Source organism: Paenibacillus anaericanus (assembly GCF_003994475.1).
GTDB lineage: Bacteria > Bacillota > Bacilli > Paenibacillales > Paenibacillaceae > Fontibacillus > Fontibacillus anaericanus.
In genome coordinates this window covers 1-17,741 of sequence record NZ_RZNY01000053.1, presented here as the reverse complement: position 1 = coordinate 17,741, position 17,741 = coordinate 1, and the positions used below count along the sequence as shown (strand labels likewise).

The following is a 17,741-nucleotide window of genomic DNA, read 5'->3' as shown; positions in this document are numbered from 1 at the left end:
GATGGCGGAGGGGTTCCACACGTACCCATCCCGAACACGACCGTTAAGCCCTCCAGCGCCGATGGTACTTGGACCGCAGGGTCCTGGGAGAGTAGGACGCCGCCAAGCAAAATGAAGAAGCCATTACCGATTTAATCGGTAATGGCTTTTTTTGTGTTTCACAATGAACTTGGTATCATTAAATATCGTTGTTAGATAAAATATAATATGCTTACCGTATCTAAATTAGCTTTTTTCTCGTTTATATAAATGAATTAATAAATAAATGGAGGTGCGCTGGAGTGAGAGGGGATTTAGACCGTGACCAAATGATAAGTCAGGACGGGGAACTAGGTGATTTTCCCCAATGGGTCCAGTTGCATCAGGCAGGGTTAAGACAGTATTGTCAATCTCTTGTAGGGACTACGGGGGAAGCTGATGATCTTGCACAAGAGACCTGGTTAAAGGTATGGAAGGTGGCTCTTGGCAAAGGAGCTGAACTAAACATTAACAAATCCTATCTATATCGAATCGCGAATCATGTATGGATTGATCGTTATCGTAAGAAGAAGATTAATGCAGATTTGCTATCGGTCCATGATACACCATCCTTTGAACGGTCAGATACAATGATGATTTGGACGGCTATGGAGACGATGGTGAATCATTTGCCGGTTAATCAGCGAATAACGTTGTTATTGATGGATGTATTTCAGTACACAGCCGCTGAAACAGCACAATTGTTAGATTCAACCGAAGGAGCTGTAAAAGCGGTACTTCATCGCGCCCGAATGAAGTTAAGAACAAACACACATAACGGAAGTAGGGATTTTGATCCTACAGTCACAAAGAAAGCTCAAAAAGTTGAGAACAAGGTCGATGAAAAAGTGGTATATGCTTATCTCGAGGCTTTTAGAGAACAGAATGCTACGGCGCTAATTATGCTTATGAACGATAATAGTCAACTTGATATGGTTCCAGTGGCATTAAATCGTCGAAAGGCCGATCGGGTTCAAGTCCAAAGAACATCAAATTTTGAGGAACATAAGAATTTAGTTTCAAGTTCTAGTCCAACTCTATATGCCATGGCGGCTTAATCTTAAGGAGGGTTTTTAGATGAGTACAATTATTCCGTACGTGATTGAGCAAACCGGGCATGGGGAGCGTTCATATGATATTTACTCCAGATTGCTAAAGGATCGAATTATCTTTTTGGGCTCTGCAATCGACGATCAGGTTGCTAATAGTATTACTGCGCAAATGCTTTTATTAGCTGCAGAGGATCCAGAGAAAGATATTCACTTCTATATTAACAGTCCAGGGGGTTCAACTTCGGCTGGCTTTGCCATATATGACACCATGAAATACATCAAGCCCGATGTGCAGACCATTTGTTCAGGTATGGCGGCTTCCTTCGCAGCTATTCTATTGTTATCAGGAACAAAGGGCAAGCGCTTTGCTTTGCCGAATAGTGAGATCATGATTCACCAACCACATGGGGGAGTTCAAGGTCAGGCTAGCGACATCGAGATAAGTGCAAGACGCATCGTTCGTATCCGGGAGAGGTTAAATACTATTGCTGCGGAACAAACGGGCCAATCCATTGAACGGATCGCAAAAGATATGGATCGGGATTACTTTATGTCTGCTGAGGAAGCGCTTGAATACGGCGTTATTGATAAGGTAATTCGTAAGGTCGGGTAATAAATATAATTAGAGTTAGGGAGATCACTGTCTAAAGCAGTGGTCTTTCTTTTATATAAAGAGAATGATTTCGAGTGATTTGGGGCAAAAATATGTCCATAAAGAAATACTCAAATTCAAGAAGTGTACGCGTACTGGGGACATTCGCAAGCGGGTGGGAGACTCCTTACATTTAATCCGCTTATTCTTGACAGCCTATATGCCCTTTGCTAAGATGGCAATAATATATTTTCGTAAGCGTCTTTCAGGCCTTGATTTATATAGATAATCGGCCGGCTAAGAATAGAATATAAGGGGGAGATTTCAAAGTGTGGCAAAGTAAGTTTGATAAGGAAGGCTTAACGTTTGATGATGTATTGTTGGTACCTCGAAAATCGGAAGTTCTACCGAAAGAGGTTGATGTATCTACAAGACTAAGTGATAAGGTAAAATTGAACATTCCCCTCATTAGTGCTGGTATGGATACGGTGACTGAAGCAGCGTTGGCTATAGCGATTGCAAGAGAAGGCGGAATGGGCATTATTCATAAGAATATGTCGATTGAACAACAGGCAGAAGAAGTTGACCGGGTGAAACGCTCCGAGAGTGGTGTCATTACGAACCCATTCTCACTGTCGAAGGACCATCTTGTTTCGGATGCTGAAGTAGTTATGGGCAAGTACAGAATTTCTGGTGTGCCTATTGTTGATGAGACGAATAAACTTGTGGGTATCCTTACGAACCGGGATCTACGTTTTGTACATGATTACAGTATCAAGATCAGCGAAGTTATGACGCATGAAAACTTGGTAACCGCTGCTGTAGGAACAACTTTACAAGAAGCAGAGGGTATTCTTCAAAAGCATAAAATTGAGAAGCTTCCATTAGTTGATGAGAATAATATCCTAAAAGGTCTTATTACCATTAAAGATATCGAAAAAGCGATTCAGTTTCCACATGCTGCTAAGGATCATCAAGGTAGATTGCTTGTGGGTGCTGCTGTAGGGATCTCAAAAGATACTTTTGAGCGTACGGATGCATTGGTTAAAGCAGGTGTTGATGCTATTGCTGTAGACTCTGCACACGGACACCATATTAACATCCTTGAAGCAGTGGCTGAGCTACGCAAACGTCATCCTGAACTAACCATTATCGCAGGTAATGTAGCTACAGGAGAAGCGACAAGAGCGCTCATCGAAGCCGGAGCTTCTGTTGTCAAAGTCGGAATTGGTCCAGGCTCTATCTGTACAACCCGCGTTATCGCTGGTATTGGTGTACCACAAGTTACTGCCGTTTATGATTGTGCTACAGTAGCTCGCGAGTATGGTATTCCGATTATTGCAGATGGTGGTATTAAATATTCAGGAGAAATTACGAAGGCGATTGCTGCAGGTGCACATGCGGTCATGCTGGGTAGCTTGTTTGCCGGTACGGAAGAAAGTCCAGGTGAATCGGAGATTTATCAGGGACGTCGCTACAAGGTATACAGAGGTATGGGCTCACTAGGCGCAATGAAGATGGGCAGCAAAGATCGTTATTTCCAAGAGGATGATAAGAAGCTTGTACCAGAAGGTATCGAGGGTCGAGTTGCTTATAAAGGACCACTTTCCGACACCATTCACCAACTGCTCGGCGGTTTGCGTTCCGGTATGGGATATTGCGGAACCAAATCCTTGGAAGTATTGCGTAATGATACGCAATTTATTCGTATTACAGGCGCTGGTTTGCGTGAGAGTCATCCACATGATGTGCAAATTACGAAGGAAGCACCTAACTATTCATTGTAGTCTTTTGTACCTTATTATCATGTTTCATCTCAGGCAGGGCGATTTTCGCCCTGCCTGTCTTTTTTTGCGGAATACCGTGTGATAGAATAGAATAAGCAAAAGAATGTGAAAATGAGAGGAGCTTTAAAAGCATTGAAACTTAAAGGATTTAAATCTACAACTACAAAACGGAAATTTATTACTAAAACTGTAGCGTCTGTTTTGTTACTGAACATGTTGTGCTTCTCTCTGGTTCCGGCAATAGTATTGGCAGAGGGAGAGGGGACGCAGACGGAAGCCACCACGACAAAACCGGCTGCAGCGAAAACCGCAGCTTCCAAAATCCCAAGCGTAGATTCGCTAGGTTTGAAGGTTAAGTCTGCTATTTTGATAGAACCGGTATCTGGACAAGTTTTACTTAATGTTAACGGAGATCTAGCACTTCCTCCAGCAAGTATGACGAAGATGATGACCGAGTATATTGTGGCGGATCTCGTCAAAAAAGGACAATTTGCATGGGATGATATCGTGACGGTTCGAAAGAATGCTGCCCAAACCGTAGGTTCGCGAATTTTCCTAGCAGAGGGAGATCAACATACGATAGAAGAATTGTATACTGCTATGGCAATGGCATCAGCAAATGACGCTACGGTTGCGTTGGCAGAGCATATTGCTGGCTCGGAGCTAGCATTTGTAGATATGATGAATGAAGAGGCAAAGCGGATGGGAATGACTACAGCTCACTTTGCTAACTCTACAGGGCTAGATATTAATGATATGCCTAAGGAATTCCAACCGGACAGTACGGAAGAAACGGTCATGTCTGCGATGGATGCTGCGCTTCTAGCGAAGTACATCGTAACGGATCACCCTGATTTTAACCGGTTCACTACGATTCAATCCAAGAAATTCCGTGAACGGGACAAGCAACCGATGATTAACCTGAACTACATGCTCGAAGCGAACAAGAGTGTTACTAACTTCAAACAGTTTGCTTATGAAGGTATGGATGGTTTGAAGACGGGACATACCGCGAATGCAGGAAGCTGTTTCACGGGGACAGCAGTACGTAATGGGGTACGTTTAATTAGTGTTGTTATGGGTACTGCAGATGAAAAGGCTCGTTTCGTAGAGACGCGCAAAGTACTTGATTATGGTTTTAATAACTTTGAAACGAAACAGATAGTAGCTCCTAAAACAACTGTTGAGGGTAGCGAATTTATTACAGTGAAGAAAGCTAAAGATACTCAAATTCCACTTGTTACTGATCAAGGGGTTGACTTCGTCATTCCTAAGGGTGCAGATACAAGCAGTTTGGAAGCTAAGGTAACTCTATCTGAAGAGACTTTCACGGCTCCACTGAAACAGGGTACAAAGGTGGGGACAGTTACGTATTCCTACCAAGCAGATGGTACGGATCAAGCACTTGAGAAGACGGTTAACCTAATTACCGCTCAGGATGCAGAGAAGGCCAACTGGTTCAAACTGTTAATGCGTGCAATTGGCGATTTCTTCGGAGATTTGTTTAACGGAATTAAGAATCTGTTCTAAGATATATAAATTCCGACTAAATGAGTTGTATATTTAGGGACACTATTGTAAAATTACAAGTTAGATTATTGTATAGAAAGACAGTGTACAATACCAAGGGGGCGTGGATATGGAAACTGGAACATCGCGGGTAAAAAGAGGTATGGCCGAAATGCAAAAAGGTGGCGTCATTATGGACGTCATGAATGCTGAGCAAGCTAAAATTGCTGAAGCAGCTGGGGCAACTGCTGTTATGGCTTTGGAACGTGTTCCTTCCGATATTCGGGCAGCTGGTGGCGTAGCGCGTATGGCTGATCCAACTATTATTGAGGAAGTCATGAAGGTAGTCACTATTCCCGTTATGGCCAAGGCTCGTATAGGACATTTTGTTGAAGCGAAAGTCCTGGAGTCACTTGGGGTAGACTATTTAGATGAGAGCGAAGTCCTTACACCCGCAGATGAAGTATTCCATATCGATAAGCGCGATTTCACAGTTCCATTTGTTTGTGGAGCTAAGGATCTTGGTGAAGCTTTGCGCCGTATAAGTGAAGGCGCATCGATGATTCGTACTAAAGGGGAACCCGGAACAGGTAATATCGTAGAAGCGGTTCGTCATATGCGTCTCATTAAGAGCCAAATCCGTAAGGTACAAGGTTTATCTAAGGATGAGCTGTATGCTGAAGCGAAGAACCTGGGCGTAGCTTACGAGTTACTGCTTGAAGTACATGAGACTGGTAAGTTGCAGGTAGTTAACTTCGCTGCAGGTGGTGTAGCTACACCAGCTGATGCTGCCCTGATGATGCATTTGGGCGCGGATGGTGTGTTTGTCGGTTCAGGTATTTTCAAATCGGAAAATCCTGAGAAGTTTGCTCGTGCAATTGTAGAAGCAACTACGCACTATACCGATTATAAGTTGATTGCTGAAGTATCCAAGAATTTGGGCGCTCCCATGAAAGGCATTGAAATCTCGAAATTGTCGCCGTCTGAGCGGATGTCCGATCGCGGCTGGTAATACAGAAAGAAGGATTGTCATGAAGGTGGGAGTATTGGCGCTGCAAGGCGCTGTTGCAGAGCATATTGCGAGCTTACAAAGAGCTGGAGCAGAAGGGGTGCCTGTAAAGCACCCTGATCAGCTTGAGGAACTTGATGGATTGATTATTCCTGGTGGGGAGAGCACGACGATTGGTAAGCTGATGAGAAAGTATAATTTCATCGAAGCCATTCGGGAATTTTCACATCAAGGCAAGCCGATCTTTGGTACTTGTGCTGGATTGATTGTCTTAGCAAAAGGAATCGAAGGAGAGGAAGAAGCTCACCTTGGTTTGATGGATATTACGGTCTCCCGTAACGCTTTCGGGCGTCAACGGGAGAGTTTTGAGACGAATCTGGAAGTGAAGGGGCTTAAAGAGCCGTTACGTGCTGTGTTTATACGTGCGCCGCTCATTACTTCAGTTGCTGATAGCGTTGATGTATTGTCTACGTATAAGGATGAGATTGTTGCAGCTCGGCAAGGACATTTGCTCGTGTCATCGTTTCATCCGGAGCTGACAGACGATTACTCGCTACATAAATATTTTACGGAAATGATTCAGAGAAGGCATGTGACTGTAAGCTAATGCTGCTTTTGTTACCTTGACTCTATTCCAGGGTTGAGGTTGTTTCTTTGGAGGACACCAAAGTTTTCCGGCGGTTCCCGACAGCAGGCACATTCTTCTATGATGATAAATAAGACTGCTTAGGGATGATTCTAGGAGGGACTACCCATGTTAGATGTTAAAATTTTGCGAAATGAATACGAACGCGTCGAAGAGGCGCTTAAGAACCGGGGGAAATCATTAACTCTTATCTCGGGTTTTTCACCTCTGGATGAGAAACGTCGGGAGCTACTGCAGGAGAGCGAGTCGCTGAAGAGCCGCCGTAATACGGTGTCTGCAGAAGTAGCCAAGCGCAAGAAGAACAAGGAAGATGCTGACGAACTCATTGCAGAGATGCGTGAAGTTGGAGATCGGATTAAAGAATTGGACGATGAAGTTCGTTCTCTTGAGGCTCAGATTGAAGAACTGACGATGGCAATTCCTAACATTCCTAATTCCAGCGTACCTATTGGTGCTTCGGAAGAGGAGAATGTAGAAATTCGTCGTTGGAGTGAGCCGCGCTCTTTTGAATTTACACCGAAAGCTCACTGGGACATTGCGGTGGACTTGGGGATTTTGGATTTTGAAGCGGGGGCCAAAGTAACAGGATCACGCTTCACCTTTTATAAAGGTCTAGGTGCACGTTTGGAACGGGCGTTGATCAATTTCATGATGGACTTGCACAGTAATGAACATGGTTATGAGGAGATGTTACCACCTTATATCGTGAACCGTGACAGTCTTTATGGAACTGGACAACTACCGAAGTTCGAAGAGGATCTCTTCAAGCTGACCGAGGATGGTTACTATCTCATCCCAACTGCTGAGGTTCCAGTAACTAACTACCACCGTGATGAAATTCTCACCAGCGAAGAATTGCCGCATCATTACGTTGCATATAGCTCATGTTTCCGCTCAGAGGCGGGTGCTGCAGGACGGGATACACGGGGCTTAATTCGTCAGCATCAGTTCAATAAGGTTGAAATGATCAAAATTGTACATCCTGAGACCTCATATGAGGAATTGGAAAAGATGACTGGGGATGCAGAACGGGTGTTACAACTGCTGAATCTACCATATCGGGTTCTGGCTCTTTGCACGGGTGATCTGGGCTTTACGGCTGCGAAGACATATGACCTTGAAGTATGGTTGCCGGAAACTGGCGCTTACCGTGAAATCTCTTCTTGCTCGAATGTAGAAGATTTTCAAGCGCGCCGCGCCAATATCCGTTTCCGTCCAGATCCGAAGTCGAAACCGGAATTTGTGCATACATTGAACGGATCCGGGCTTGCTGTAGGTCGTACGGTAGCTGCGATCCTAGAAAATTACCAACTGGAAGACGGCAGTGTTGAAGTGCCGGAAGTGCTTCGTCCTTACATGGGGAATGTACAGGTCATTACCAAACGTAAATAAAACTGACTGTGGATGTGTAGTGATTATTTCGTTGTCAGTAAGAGGCCAACCGTAAGCCAGGGGTTGGCCTCTTTTTTTACAATCTCAGACTGAGGTAAATAAGTTAAGAAATGCAGGGATAGAGCATGTTGAATAACTGTAAATGTGTATTTTTTGCAGTCTATTGGTATTTCAAAAATGACACATTGCCCGCGTTTTTAAGTGACCATAAAACCCCTACTCCTTATCGGGTAAGGGATTGTTGATATAAGTGTGACAATGCAAAATCGACATATTTACGCTATGACTCCCTATTGTCTACAATTTACATTGTAAGCGTTAGCAATTTACGAGATATTTTGCAAGCGCGATCATGTGAGGTAATATTCGAAGCTGTATCTTTCTTCGTTTATTATCTAGACAACATAAAATAGAAAACATCAAGAGGAGGAAATGCGGTGCGTACAAATCAGAAGAAGGGCATATCGTTATTATTAGTTTCAGTAATGGCGCTAACGTTGCTCAGTGGTTGTGGTTCAGTTGATAGCAAAGGTAACGGGGGAACAGACAAGAGTACGAATACAGCTGCTATAAACAAAGAGGGATATCCTATTGTTAATGAGCCTTTATCTTTATCAATAATGGCTCCTGATATGGGGATTCAAAACTGGAAGGACATGCCTGTTATGCAGGAGATGGAGAAATTAACGGGGATCAGTATTGAATACCTTAATGCACCTCGGGATAGCTTCGATACGAAGAAAAATCTAGTGTTTGCAAGTGGCGATTATCCTGATATTTTCTTCGGGGCTAAATTGACGCAAGCTGAGGAATTGAACTATGGGGGACAAGGAATCCTGATTCCTCTTGAAGATTTGATCAATGATTATGCGCCAAATATCAAGAAGGTTCTAGACGATTATCCTGATATTCGCAAATCCATTACAGCGCCAGACGGACATATTTATTCTCTTCCGCGCATTGAGATGTTCCAACCGTGGTACAGAAATCCGATGTGGTATAACAGCAAATTATTGAAAGCGCTTGATGTGAAAGAAATTCCTACAACAACTGAAGAATTGTACACGCTCTTAAAACGTGTTAGAGACGAGGATCCTAATGGTAACGGTGTTCAGGATGAAATCCCTCTATCCTCTTCTAGTGGTACGAACAAATTAAGAGATATTCGCACATGGATCCTTGGTGGTTTTGGTGCCAATGAAGAAGAAATCTATGTTGATGACCAGGATAAAGTGCATTATACGCCAATGGAAGAGCCATACAAGGCTTATCTGACTTACATGAATAGACTCTGGAATGAAAATCTTCTAGATCATGAGTCTTTCTCACAAACAGATGATCAGAAAAAAGCAAAGATTAAAAATAACCAAGTCCTGTTGTTCTCTGACTGGAATGCTTACATGGCCCTTGGTGGTGAGCCTAGCACGGAAGATGTGATGTTTAGTCCTGTGAAGAGCGATATGGTAGATGCTCCTGCAATCGCTAGAAATAAAGGCTTTGCTACGGGTACGTTTGCGATCTCAAACAGCAATCCAGCACCTGAGGCATCCATTCGTTGGGTAGACTATATGTACTCTACAGAAGGATCAATGTTGTTTAACAAAGGACCTGAAGGAACCCTGTGGAAGTATACAGATGAGAGCAAGACCAAAATTGAATACTTACCAGTTCCAAATGGAGAAGACCGTGAAGACTATCGTTCTAAGCTGACACCTAACTATGGAGTTGGAACACCAATGGTAGTTCCTGATGAACTTTCCAAAAATGAGTTTGAGGAATGGCTAGTTCAAGAATCAAAAACGAAGTTGACAGATCGTGGATCTAAAGTGCCATTCCCAGCATTGTTCTTGACGGCAGAAGAATCTACTGAAGTAACGACATTACGCTCTGATTTGAGTACTTATGTATCGCAAATGGAAGCTAAATTTATTACGGGCCAGGAATCACTGGACGGTTGGAACAAATATGTAGATACACTTAAGAAAATGGGCAGTGAACGATTAGCTGAGGTATATCAAACAGCATATGATCGTTGGAAAACAAGCTAAGATAATAACTTAAGATTGGGTATCCCAAATGCCGTGAAAATGGCTGCTGGGGTACCCTCTTCGTGTGAGTAAAAACTTAGTTAGGTGCTCTGGATAGACGCACTATGAAAGGGCCTGTCCCACTTTAATAGTGGTAAATCGAGTACAAAACTAAACAGCCAATCTCCCCTACGGGAGACTGGCTGTTTTTAGTTTGTTGCGATCAATTATACTAATTCTGTTCTATACGAGGCCCTTATCCATAGCCTTGCTGATCAGTGTAGCAAAGAGACTGTTGGACCAAGCGAACCATTCCCGTGAGAAGTCGGAAGGATCATCTGGGTGGAAGCCTTCGTGCATATAACCGGTATCCGCATCCGTATCGATCAGGGTCTGAATCAATTCTTTGATCTCTTCATCATTGTTAGAAGTGAGGGCCTGCATCGACAGCGCCATATGCCATACATAACCGCCTGGAGTATGCGGGCTACCGATACCTTTGGCAAACTTGCCTTCAAAGTAGAATGGATTATCAAAGCTGAGAGCAAACCGGCGTGTATTTTGGTAGATCGGATCATCTACTCCTGCGTAGCCAATATAAGGGATGGTAAGTAATCCTGGCGTACCTGCATCGTCCATGAGGCAGTAGTTTCCATATCCGTCTGTTTCGTAGGCATATATTTTGCCGTATTTCGGATGTTCAACAATACCATAAGCACGGATACCAAAGTCGATTTCCTTACGAACCTTCTCCGCACGTTCAGCGAGCCGAGTATCGTTATAGATTTCCTTGGCGATGTCTCTGATATGTCCAAGAATAACTACAGCGAACATATTGCCAGGAATGTTATATCCGAATAGATTGGCATCGTCACTTGGACGGAAGGCAGACCATGACATACCTGTGTAGTTCACAGGTAGACCACGTCCATTGTTTTGCAAGGTTTCAGTCTCCTGTACGGTTTGACGGATAAAGTGGTAAGGAGATTTCTCTTCATGATGTTGTTCAGTAATGATCACATTTACAATCGATGTTAGTGCTTGGTAACAGGCATCTGTAAAGACATCCGTTTGTCCTGTTTCTTTCCAGTACGAATAGAGAAGTTGAACCGGGAAGCAAAGGGAATCTAACTCATATTTACGTTCCCACATCCAAGGGTTCAAATTACAATCGTCAGTGGCTCTGTAATGCTTGTCATTCGCCGTTTCATTAAAGGCGTTAGTATAAGGGTCAATGTTGATGTAGAACATCTGACGGGCAATTAGACCGCTGAGAATGCGTTGTAAATCCTTATCTTCTTTGGCATAAGGAATGTAATGACGAACTTGTTCCACTGAATCTCGCAGCCACATGGCTGGGATATCGCCGGTGAATACAAAGGTAGTGCCATCTTCAAGCAGTTTGGTTGTCGTCTCAAGCGTGTTAGGGAAGCAGTTTCTGAACAGCTTTTGTAGCTTAGGATTATGAGCGAGGCGCTCATCAGATTCATTTAGAAACTGTGTAATGGAAGCTGGTAAGGTTAAAGTCATGATAAATGTTCCTCCTAATTTTTTAATTTATTTTTTCTGAGGTGTTAGTGCATAAGTTATGATTTGGGCTTTGCCTGCAGTGGCTTGAAGTTCGCCATCAACCAGTTCCTCGCTATTGTGTCTGCGCTCTAATATGTCGCTCAAATAGATGCTATCTACTGGGAAGGACGGATTCATGGTAAGTTCTTCAGAATGATGGGCCAGATTGTACCAACGGATCATCACATCTTCATGATCTAAGGACAGTTTGAAGGCCGACAAGGCGAGCGAGTTACCCTGCCATTTTAAAAGTTGATACGTCGATGGTAATGATCCTTGATTCCGTTCCGTCTGGATATGGAACCACGGTGACTGATACTGATAAGCCTCAGCAAAGGTCATAGATTCAACAACAGTTCCAACATGCGGATAAATGGCAAACTCTACGGTGTGTTCACCTAGACATTGTGCTTCCGGTGTAGGGAATACACCCCAGTCTCCCAGCTCTGATACGCTGCGCAGGAGGGTAACGGCTATCGTATTAAACCCATCACGTAGCACTTCATATTCGTTAAGACCTTTATTTGCAATCGTCAGGCCAAACTGGCCGTCGGACACACTAACAAAGGCATGTTGGTGCTGGGCATTACTCGGATTGATCCATTCGGATGCTGGAGTAATGTCGCGTTCTGCTGCCTCAAATATGGAATCGGCAAGATGTGTTGTTGCTTCCAGTCCCGTAGGGAATAGAGCACGAAGTCGGTGGTCTTGTGCCTGATTATTGAATGAGGCAGACACCTGAACTCCTTTTCCAGACTGCTCTAAGCTGATTGTGGTGACAATTTTCAGTGGCAGCGTGTCTGCCGAACGAGCGGCCTGGCGTTTGCGGAATGGCACCATCTTGCGTTTTTCCTCTTCAAATAAGGCATCTGCTGAAGCTGGTATTTCCCATTCATGTATGATCTCGTAGGAAATTCGGTAAGGCTCATTTTCTACAAGCGTAATTTGAGCAGGAATACCCTTGGTAGTCAGCGCAATATCGCCTTCCGGTTGTCTGAATACATATTCATTACCAATATCTCCGCAGTCTTCGTATATACCGAGACCTGCAAAAGTTCGTTGGCTACGTTTGTCCGTCACATCATAAGAGCCATCCTCATGGATTTGTACAGCAATAAACTCATTAGACATACCATTTTCAAAGGCAACAAGCGGGCTACGAGTAGCCTGCCCAAGCTTGGATGCTGATGGCTCCCAGGCAAAGGTTCTGAAGCCAAGTGCCGGAACCTGCCCTGCATTAAAGGTCAAACGAATTTTGCGGGCCATATAAGGTTTACGGAATTGATCCTTAGGCAGTTCATAACCGAATTGAACACCTAAATCCTCCGCCTTAGCGGCGATAATCTGACCATTCTCATCCAGTAGATGACCGTCCTCCAAATGGAGTGGTAGCGCCCCTAACCGTTCGGCAATCGCCGTTGGATTAGGCCCTTCCTTGAAGTAAGCCTTATGAGTAATGAGCTCAACGCTCACGGTTCCACTACGATCCCATCCCGTCATGTTATAGATCGTAACAGGAAGACTCGAATCTCCCCATGCCTCCACATTCGCGGTTCCGATTTCTCCGGCAACTGCCTTCAAGCTCTCGTCTATAATGGCTTCGGTTATATGTCTGCTCTTATCGAAGCGACTGACCATTTCGCGGTGAACTTCATCTACACTACAGCCGCAAATGCTGTCGTGAGGGTGATTCTGCATCAATGTTTTCCAAGCATAAGTTAGCAATTGATGAGGATAAGACTTTCCGCTGACAAGATGAGCTAGAGCGGCAAGTGGCTCAGCTCCCTTTTCTAGCAGAGTCTGACCAACCTGGTTGAGCTGCTTCAGGTAGACACGTGCCGAAGCGGTATTGACTAATGTGCCCCAGCCATCGGTATGCTGGCTGCGCAGCTCGCCTTCAACGGTCACTAGATCGGCGGGAAGCTGCTCCTTCAAGGCATCGATATAGTTCTCGAAGCTAGAATGAACAAAATCAACATCAGGGAACAGTTCCTTAGCTGTATCGATAGCGTCTCCCAAATCCATTTGAACAGGTTGATGATCACAGCCGTTCATAAACAACAATTCGGGAGTTGAAGCGTACTTTCCGGAATCAGCCAAACGTTTATCCCAATAAATTTTAGCTTCTGCTTGATCTACAGGGACCTCATTACCGTTGCTGTACCAATTGGCGAATAGCAAACCGATCACTTTGGATCCGTCGGGGGAAGACCAGAACATTTCGGAATAAGGAGATTCATAGCTGGAGTTGATATGGTCGATGACCACATTGTCGAATCCAGTAGGTTTTACTCCACGTCCGAACACTGCTGTGTCAATGTCGGCTTGTTGTAGCAATTGAGGCGCCTGGCCCATATTGCCGAAGGAATCCGGGAAGTATCCTAGCTTCGAGATTACCCCATATTTAGCTGCATCCTGGTGTCCAATCAGTAGATTACGGACATTCGCTTCTGAGCTTGTGAGGAACTCGTCCTGCAATACATACCATGGGCCAATGATAATGCGTCCTTCGGTGATGTATTTTTCAAGCTGTTCTCTTTTTTCCGGATGCACTTGTAAAAAGTCTTCAATAATAATCGTTTGGCCATCAAGGTGGAAATAACGATAGCGTTCATCTTCTTCTAGGGTCGTAAGTAGATCATTCATCAGTTCCATCAGTAGGTAGTGATGATGCTCGTAAGGCATGTACCATTCCCGATCCCAATGCGTATGGGAGATCAGGTGAGCTGTTTTACGGGTCATATAAAAACCTCCTATATTCAAAGACATTCGTATGAAGGTTCACATATCTCTATCGAAATCACAATATGTATGATTTGCTCGTCTGAAGAGGGGGATAAAAACAACACATAAAACATAGGGGAAATGAAGCCAAGTGAATATCAAATATTTATGAGAGCCCTTTCACAGCAAGGGGTTGATCTCATTTGGACTGACAATGCAGATTCTACATATTTACGATAACAGGTAAAACTCTCTACAATTTTGATTGTAAGCGTTAGCAGCTATGCAGCCAGATCATTGGTAAGAGGCATAGTCAACTAAGAATATGAGACATAAAGGGAAAGGAGTGGGTAGAAGAAAATGAAGGGAAACGGGAAAGTACCTGCGATCAAAAGAAGATCTCTACGAAGCAGTTCACTAAGCGGTAGAATACTGCAAAATTGGGAGTTATACCTGTTTATTGCCCCTGCATTTTTGTACTTCCTTATTTTTCATTACGGTCCGATGTACGGAATTCAAATTGCCTTTAAAAATTTTATTCCGACTAAAGGGATCATGGGAAGTGAATGGGTAGGGTTTGAACATTTCGAACGTTTTTTTAATTCATATTATTTCTGGGATCTATTGTGGAATACGCTGAGTCTCAGCTTTTATGAGCTTGCTATAGGGTTTCCGCTTCCGATTCTACTGGCACTAGCTTTTAATGAAGTGAGAAACGGATTTTTCAAAAAATCTGTACAAACGATTACGTATGCTCCGCATTTTATTTCTGTAGTCGTTATGTCAGGAATGATCATTACCTTTTTATCACCATCCACAGGGATGATTGTTAAAATGGTTGAGTTTGTGGGCTTTGATGCTCCTGCTTTTCTAACTGATCCACGCTGGTTCAAGACCGTATATGTATTATCCGGTGTGTGGCAAAGCACGGGTTGGGGAACGATTATTTACCTCGCAGCACTATCTGGTGTAGATCCTCAGCTTCATGAAGCGGCTATTGTAGATGGAGCGAGCAGATTCAAACGTGTATTGCATATCAATTTACCGATGATTATTCCTACAATCACCATTCTATTGATTTTGAATGTGGGTAACATTCTAGGAGTCGGATATGAGAAAGTCTTACTATTGCAAAATCCACTCAACATGGACTCAGCGGATGTCATTTCTACGTTTGTATACCGTTCAGGTCTAGTGAGTGCGCAATACAGTTTCTCCACAGCCGTTGGATTGTTTAACTCGATTGTAAATGCACTTATGCTCATTACCGTTAACAGAATTGCCAAGCGCACAAGTGATACAAGCTTATGGTAACAAGAAAGGAAGGAGGACTGAGATATGGCTGTTAAGGCAATGAAAGAATCCAGAACGGACAAGCTATTTCTTATATTCAACTATATTTATTTGCTACTAGCCTTTGTGGTTGTTCTTTATCCAGTGATTTATATTATTAGCGCATCCATAAGTGAGCCTAGTTATGTGAGCTCGGGCGAAATGTGGTTGTTCCCCAAAGGGTTTAATTTGAACGGATATAAGTTAGTGTTTGAGAACCCTAAGATTTGGACTGGATACGGCAATACGATTATTTATACGTTTCTAGGAACTATGCTGAATTTGGCTATTACATTACCAGCGGCCTATGCCCTGAGCAGATCAGATTTTGTCGGACGCAAATTTTTTATGGGTATGTTTCTGGTGACCATGTTCTTTAACGGGGGTCTTATTCCTAGTTATTTGATGGTCAAAAATTTGGGGCTAATTAATTCAATGGGAGCCCTTATCCTACCTGTAGCTGCATCTGTATATAACATCATCGTTGCTAGAACATTCTTTCAATCGACTATTCCAAAAGAACTTCAAGAGGCTGCCTACATCGACGGCTGTACGAATATCAAGCTGTTTATCCGCATTGTGTTGCCACTATCCTCACCTATCATAGCTGTTATGGCTTTATTCTATGGGGTGAGTCACTGGAACAGTTATTTCCCGGCCCTTATCTATTTGAATGATGAAGCTAAATATCCATTACAAATGGTGCTTAGACAGATCCTAGTACTTCAAGAGATGACCGCAGAGACAACAGGTTCAGCAGTCAGCGGGGATATGGCTATAGCTATGAATAATAAAGCCGAGATTGCATCGCTAGTGAAATACGCAGTCATTATCGTTTCGGCACTACCGATCATTGCCGTGTACCCATTCTTGCAGCGTTACTTTGTGCAGGGAGTTATGATTGGATCCGTGAAGGGCTAACCATTTGAGATTACAGTTTTCTTATATTACCCATGAAAAAATTTCAGGAGGCAAATCATGAAAATTACAAGGCATCCCAATAACCCGATTGTAGTCCCTGGAGGCTATGAGTGGCGTAAAGTAACGGTATTTAATCCTGCTGTCATTATAGACAACGATAAGTTCTATATGATCGAAAGAACCGCAGGCTCGCTCACCCCATGTAAGAACTTCCTAGGCTTGTTAGAAAGCGAGGATGGCGTAAACTTCACCCACGTTAAGGATGAACCTATCGTAACCCCGGACATGCTAGGCTTTCCTTATGGGAGCGTACAGGACCCGCGGGTAGTTAAAATAGATGACACCTTTTATTTGAACTATGCCTTGCGTCCGTGTGCGATGAGTTATTATCCAACGGGAGCAGGAGTACCAGAGCGTTCAATCCCTACTTATCCAGACGGTTGGGGGGAAGAGGAAGGACATTGGCTAACTCGCTCATCTATCCTTAAGTCTAAGAACCTGATCGATTGGGAGTTTGTAGCGGATACTACTCCACTGGACATCAATGATCGCGATAATATTTTATTTCCAGAGAAGATCAATGGTAAATTTGTGTTGCTGCGTCGGCCAGAAGAATATGTAGGTGAGGCATATGGCACAGAAAAGGCTGCTATGTGGATCACTTATTCAGAGGACCTAATCAACTGGGAGGAGCCGAAGTTACTCGCTAAGGCAGAAGGCCTGTCCTGGGAGTCAAGAAAGATCGGCGGCTCAACGCCACCGGTAAGAACGGATAAGGGTTGGTTGGTGTTGTACCATGGAGTAGATGAAGATATTGTCTACCGAGTAGGAGCTATGCTACTGGATCTGGAAAACCCGGAGAAAATTATTGCAAGAACGAAAAATTTCATTATGGAGCCGGAAACGTACTACGAGAAATTCGGTTTCCAAATTCCGAATGTCGTATTCCCAACAGGAAATGTAGTTAAAGATGGACTGTTGTATATTTACTACGGAGTAACAGATACGGCTATTGCACTAGCTACTGTACCTCTAGATGAGTTAGTGGATTATATACTAAACGAACCGCAATAATAAAAAAAGCTTGAGTCCCGCTCGGAGGGCGGGGGACTGACCCCTTAGCGTGAGACAAATTAAAACACCTTCAAGAGAATTCAACCATG

General features: G+C 43.6%; 13 protein-coding genes and 1 rRNA gene. 12 read left to right on the top strand and 2 right to left on the bottom strand.

Annotated features, from left to right (window positions below; genetic code table 11):
- The 9 genes from rrf to EJP82_RS26810 all read left to right on the top strand — a co-directional run.
- Positions 1-108: ribosomal RNA gene (gene rrf, locus EJP82_RS26850) — 5S ribosomal RNA — on the top strand; the annotation flags it as partial.
- Between the two features lie 173 nt (positions 109-281).
- Entirely contained in the window at positions 282-1,076 is a 795-nt protein-coding gene (locus EJP82_RS26845) for an RNA polymerase sigma factor (RefSeq protein WP_127195149.1), read from the top strand.
- A 19-nt stretch (positions 1,077-1,095) separates the two neighbouring features.
- On the top strand, positions 1,096-1,683 hold the full coding sequence (gene clpP, locus EJP82_RS26840; protein ID WP_127195148.1) for an ATP-dependent Clp endopeptidase proteolytic subunit ClpP: 588 nt from the start codon (positions 1,096-1,098) through the stop codon (positions 1,681-1,683).
- Positions 1,684-1,991: 308 nt separating this feature from the next.
- The gene (gene guaB / locus EJP82_RS26835; RefSeq protein ID WP_127195147.1) at positions 1,992-3,449 is read left to right on the top strand and encodes an IMP dehydrogenase; all 1,458 of its coding nucleotides are present in this window, start codon (positions 1,992-1,994) and stop codon (positions 3,447-3,449) included.
- Between the two features lie 132 nt (positions 3,450-3,581).
- Complete coding sequence (locus EJP82_RS26830; RefSeq protein WP_246054449.1) at positions 3,582-4,979, top strand: D-alanyl-D-alanine carboxypeptidase family protein; 1,398 nt, start codon at positions 3,582-3,584, stop codon at positions 4,977-4,979.
- 109 nt (positions 4,980-5,088) lie between these two features.
- The gene (gene pdxS, locus EJP82_RS26825; protein ID WP_127195145.1) at positions 5,089-5,970 is read left to right on the top strand and encodes a pyridoxal 5'-phosphate synthase lyase subunit PdxS; all 882 of its coding nucleotides are present in this window, start codon (positions 5,089-5,091) and stop codon (positions 5,968-5,970) included.
- A 19-nt stretch (positions 5,971-5,989) separates the two neighbouring features.
- Positions 5,990-6,574 (top strand): pyridoxal 5'-phosphate synthase glutaminase subunit PdxT, encoded by a 585-nt coding sequence (pdxT, locus tag EJP82_RS26820; protein ID WP_127195144.1) that lies wholly within the window; start codon positions 5,990-5,992, stop codon positions 6,572-6,574.
- Positions 6,575-6,721: 147 nt separating this feature from the next.
- The gene (gene serS, locus EJP82_RS26815; protein WP_127195143.1) at positions 6,722-8,005 is read left to right on the top strand and encodes a serine--tRNA ligase; all 1,284 of its coding nucleotides are present in this window, start codon (positions 6,722-6,724) and stop codon (positions 8,003-8,005) included.
- A gap of 485 nt (positions 8,006-8,490) precedes the next feature.
- Complete coding sequence (locus EJP82_RS26810; protein ID WP_127195150.1) at positions 8,491-10,053, top strand: extracellular solute-binding protein; 1,563 nt, start codon at positions 8,491-8,493, stop codon at positions 10,051-10,053.
- Positions 10,054-10,275: 222 nt separating this feature from the next.
- On the opposite strand, the gene EJP82_RS26805 is transcribed toward EJP82_RS26810, so the two are convergent.
- Positions 10,276-11,562 carry a glycoside hydrolase family 125 protein gene (locus EJP82_RS26805; protein WP_127195142.1) on the bottom strand — a complete coding sequence of 429 codons (1,287 nt, stop codon included), beginning with the start codon at positions 11,560-11,562 and terminating at the stop codon, positions 10,276-10,278.
- A gap of 27 nt (positions 11,563-11,589) precedes the next feature.
- Positions 11,590-14,343: an alpha-mannosidase gene (locus EJP82_RS26800; RefSeq protein WP_127195141.1), complete on the bottom strand. Its 2,754-nt coding sequence runs from the start codon at positions 14,341-14,343 to the stop codon at positions 11,590-11,592.
- Positions 14,344-14,685: 342 nt separating this feature from the next.
- Here EJP82_RS26800 and EJP82_RS26795 point away from each other — a divergent pair, with 342 nt between their 5' ends.
- The 3 genes from EJP82_RS26795 to EJP82_RS26785 are packed head-to-tail and all read left to right on the top strand — an operon-like array spanning position 14,686 to position 17,652.
- Positions 14,686-15,639 carry an ABC transporter permease gene (locus EJP82_RS26795; protein ID WP_127195140.1) on the top strand — a complete coding sequence of 318 codons (954 nt, stop codon included), beginning with the start codon at positions 14,686-14,688 and terminating at the stop codon, positions 15,637-15,639.
- Positions 15,640-15,663: 24 nt separating this feature from the next.
- Positions 15,664-16,578, top strand: coding sequence for a carbohydrate ABC transporter permease (locus EJP82_RS26790; RefSeq protein WP_127195139.1), 915 nt, complete (start codon positions 15,664-15,666; stop codon positions 16,576-16,578).
- Between the two features lie 57 nt (positions 16,579-16,635).
- Positions 16,636-17,652 carry a glycoside hydrolase family 130 protein gene (locus tag EJP82_RS26785; RefSeq protein ID WP_127195138.1) on the top strand — a complete coding sequence of 339 codons (1,017 nt, stop codon included), beginning with the start codon at positions 16,636-16,638 and terminating at the stop codon, positions 17,650-17,652.
- Positions 17,653-17,741: the final 89 nt, after the last annotated feature.

Excerpts from the sequence above, each read along its gene's own strand:
- clpP (WP_127195148.1), top strand. The coding sequence starts at position 1,096 with ATGAGTACAATTATTCCGTACGTGATTGAGCAAACCGGGCATGGGGAG.
- pdxS (WP_127195145.1), top strand. The coding sequence starts at position 5,089 with ATGGAAACTGGAACATCGCGGGTAAAAAGAGGTATGGCCGAAATGCAA.
- pdxT (WP_127195144.1), top strand. The coding sequence starts at position 5,990 with ATGAAGGTGGGAGTATTGGCGCTGCAAGGCGCTGTTGCAGAGCATATT.
- serS (WP_127195143.1), top strand. The coding sequence starts at position 6,722 with ATGTTAGATGTTAAAATTTTGCGAAATGAATACGAACGCGTCGAAGAG.
- EJP82_RS26810 (WP_127195150.1), top strand. The coding sequence starts at position 8,491 with ATGGCGCTAACGTTGCTCAGTGGTTGTGGTTCAGTTGATAGCAAAGGT.
- EJP82_RS26805 (WP_127195142.1), bottom strand. The coding sequence starts at position 11,562 with ATGACTTTAACCTTACCAGCTTCCATTACACAGTTTCTAAATGAATCT.
- EJP82_RS26800 (WP_127195141.1), bottom strand. The coding sequence starts at position 14,343 with ATGACCCGTAAAACAGCTCACCTGATCTCCCATACGCATTGGGATCGG.
- EJP82_RS26795 (WP_127195140.1), top strand. The coding sequence starts at position 14,686 with ATGAAGGGAAACGGGAAAGTACCTGCGATCAAAAGAAGATCTCTACGA.
- EJP82_RS26790 (WP_127195139.1), top strand. The coding sequence starts at position 15,664 with ATGGCTGTTAAGGCAATGAAAGAATCCAGAACGGACAAGCTATTTCTT.
- EJP82_RS26785 (WP_127195138.1), top strand. The coding sequence starts at position 16,636 with ATGAAAATTACAAGGCATCCCAATAACCCGATTGTAGTCCCTGGAGGC.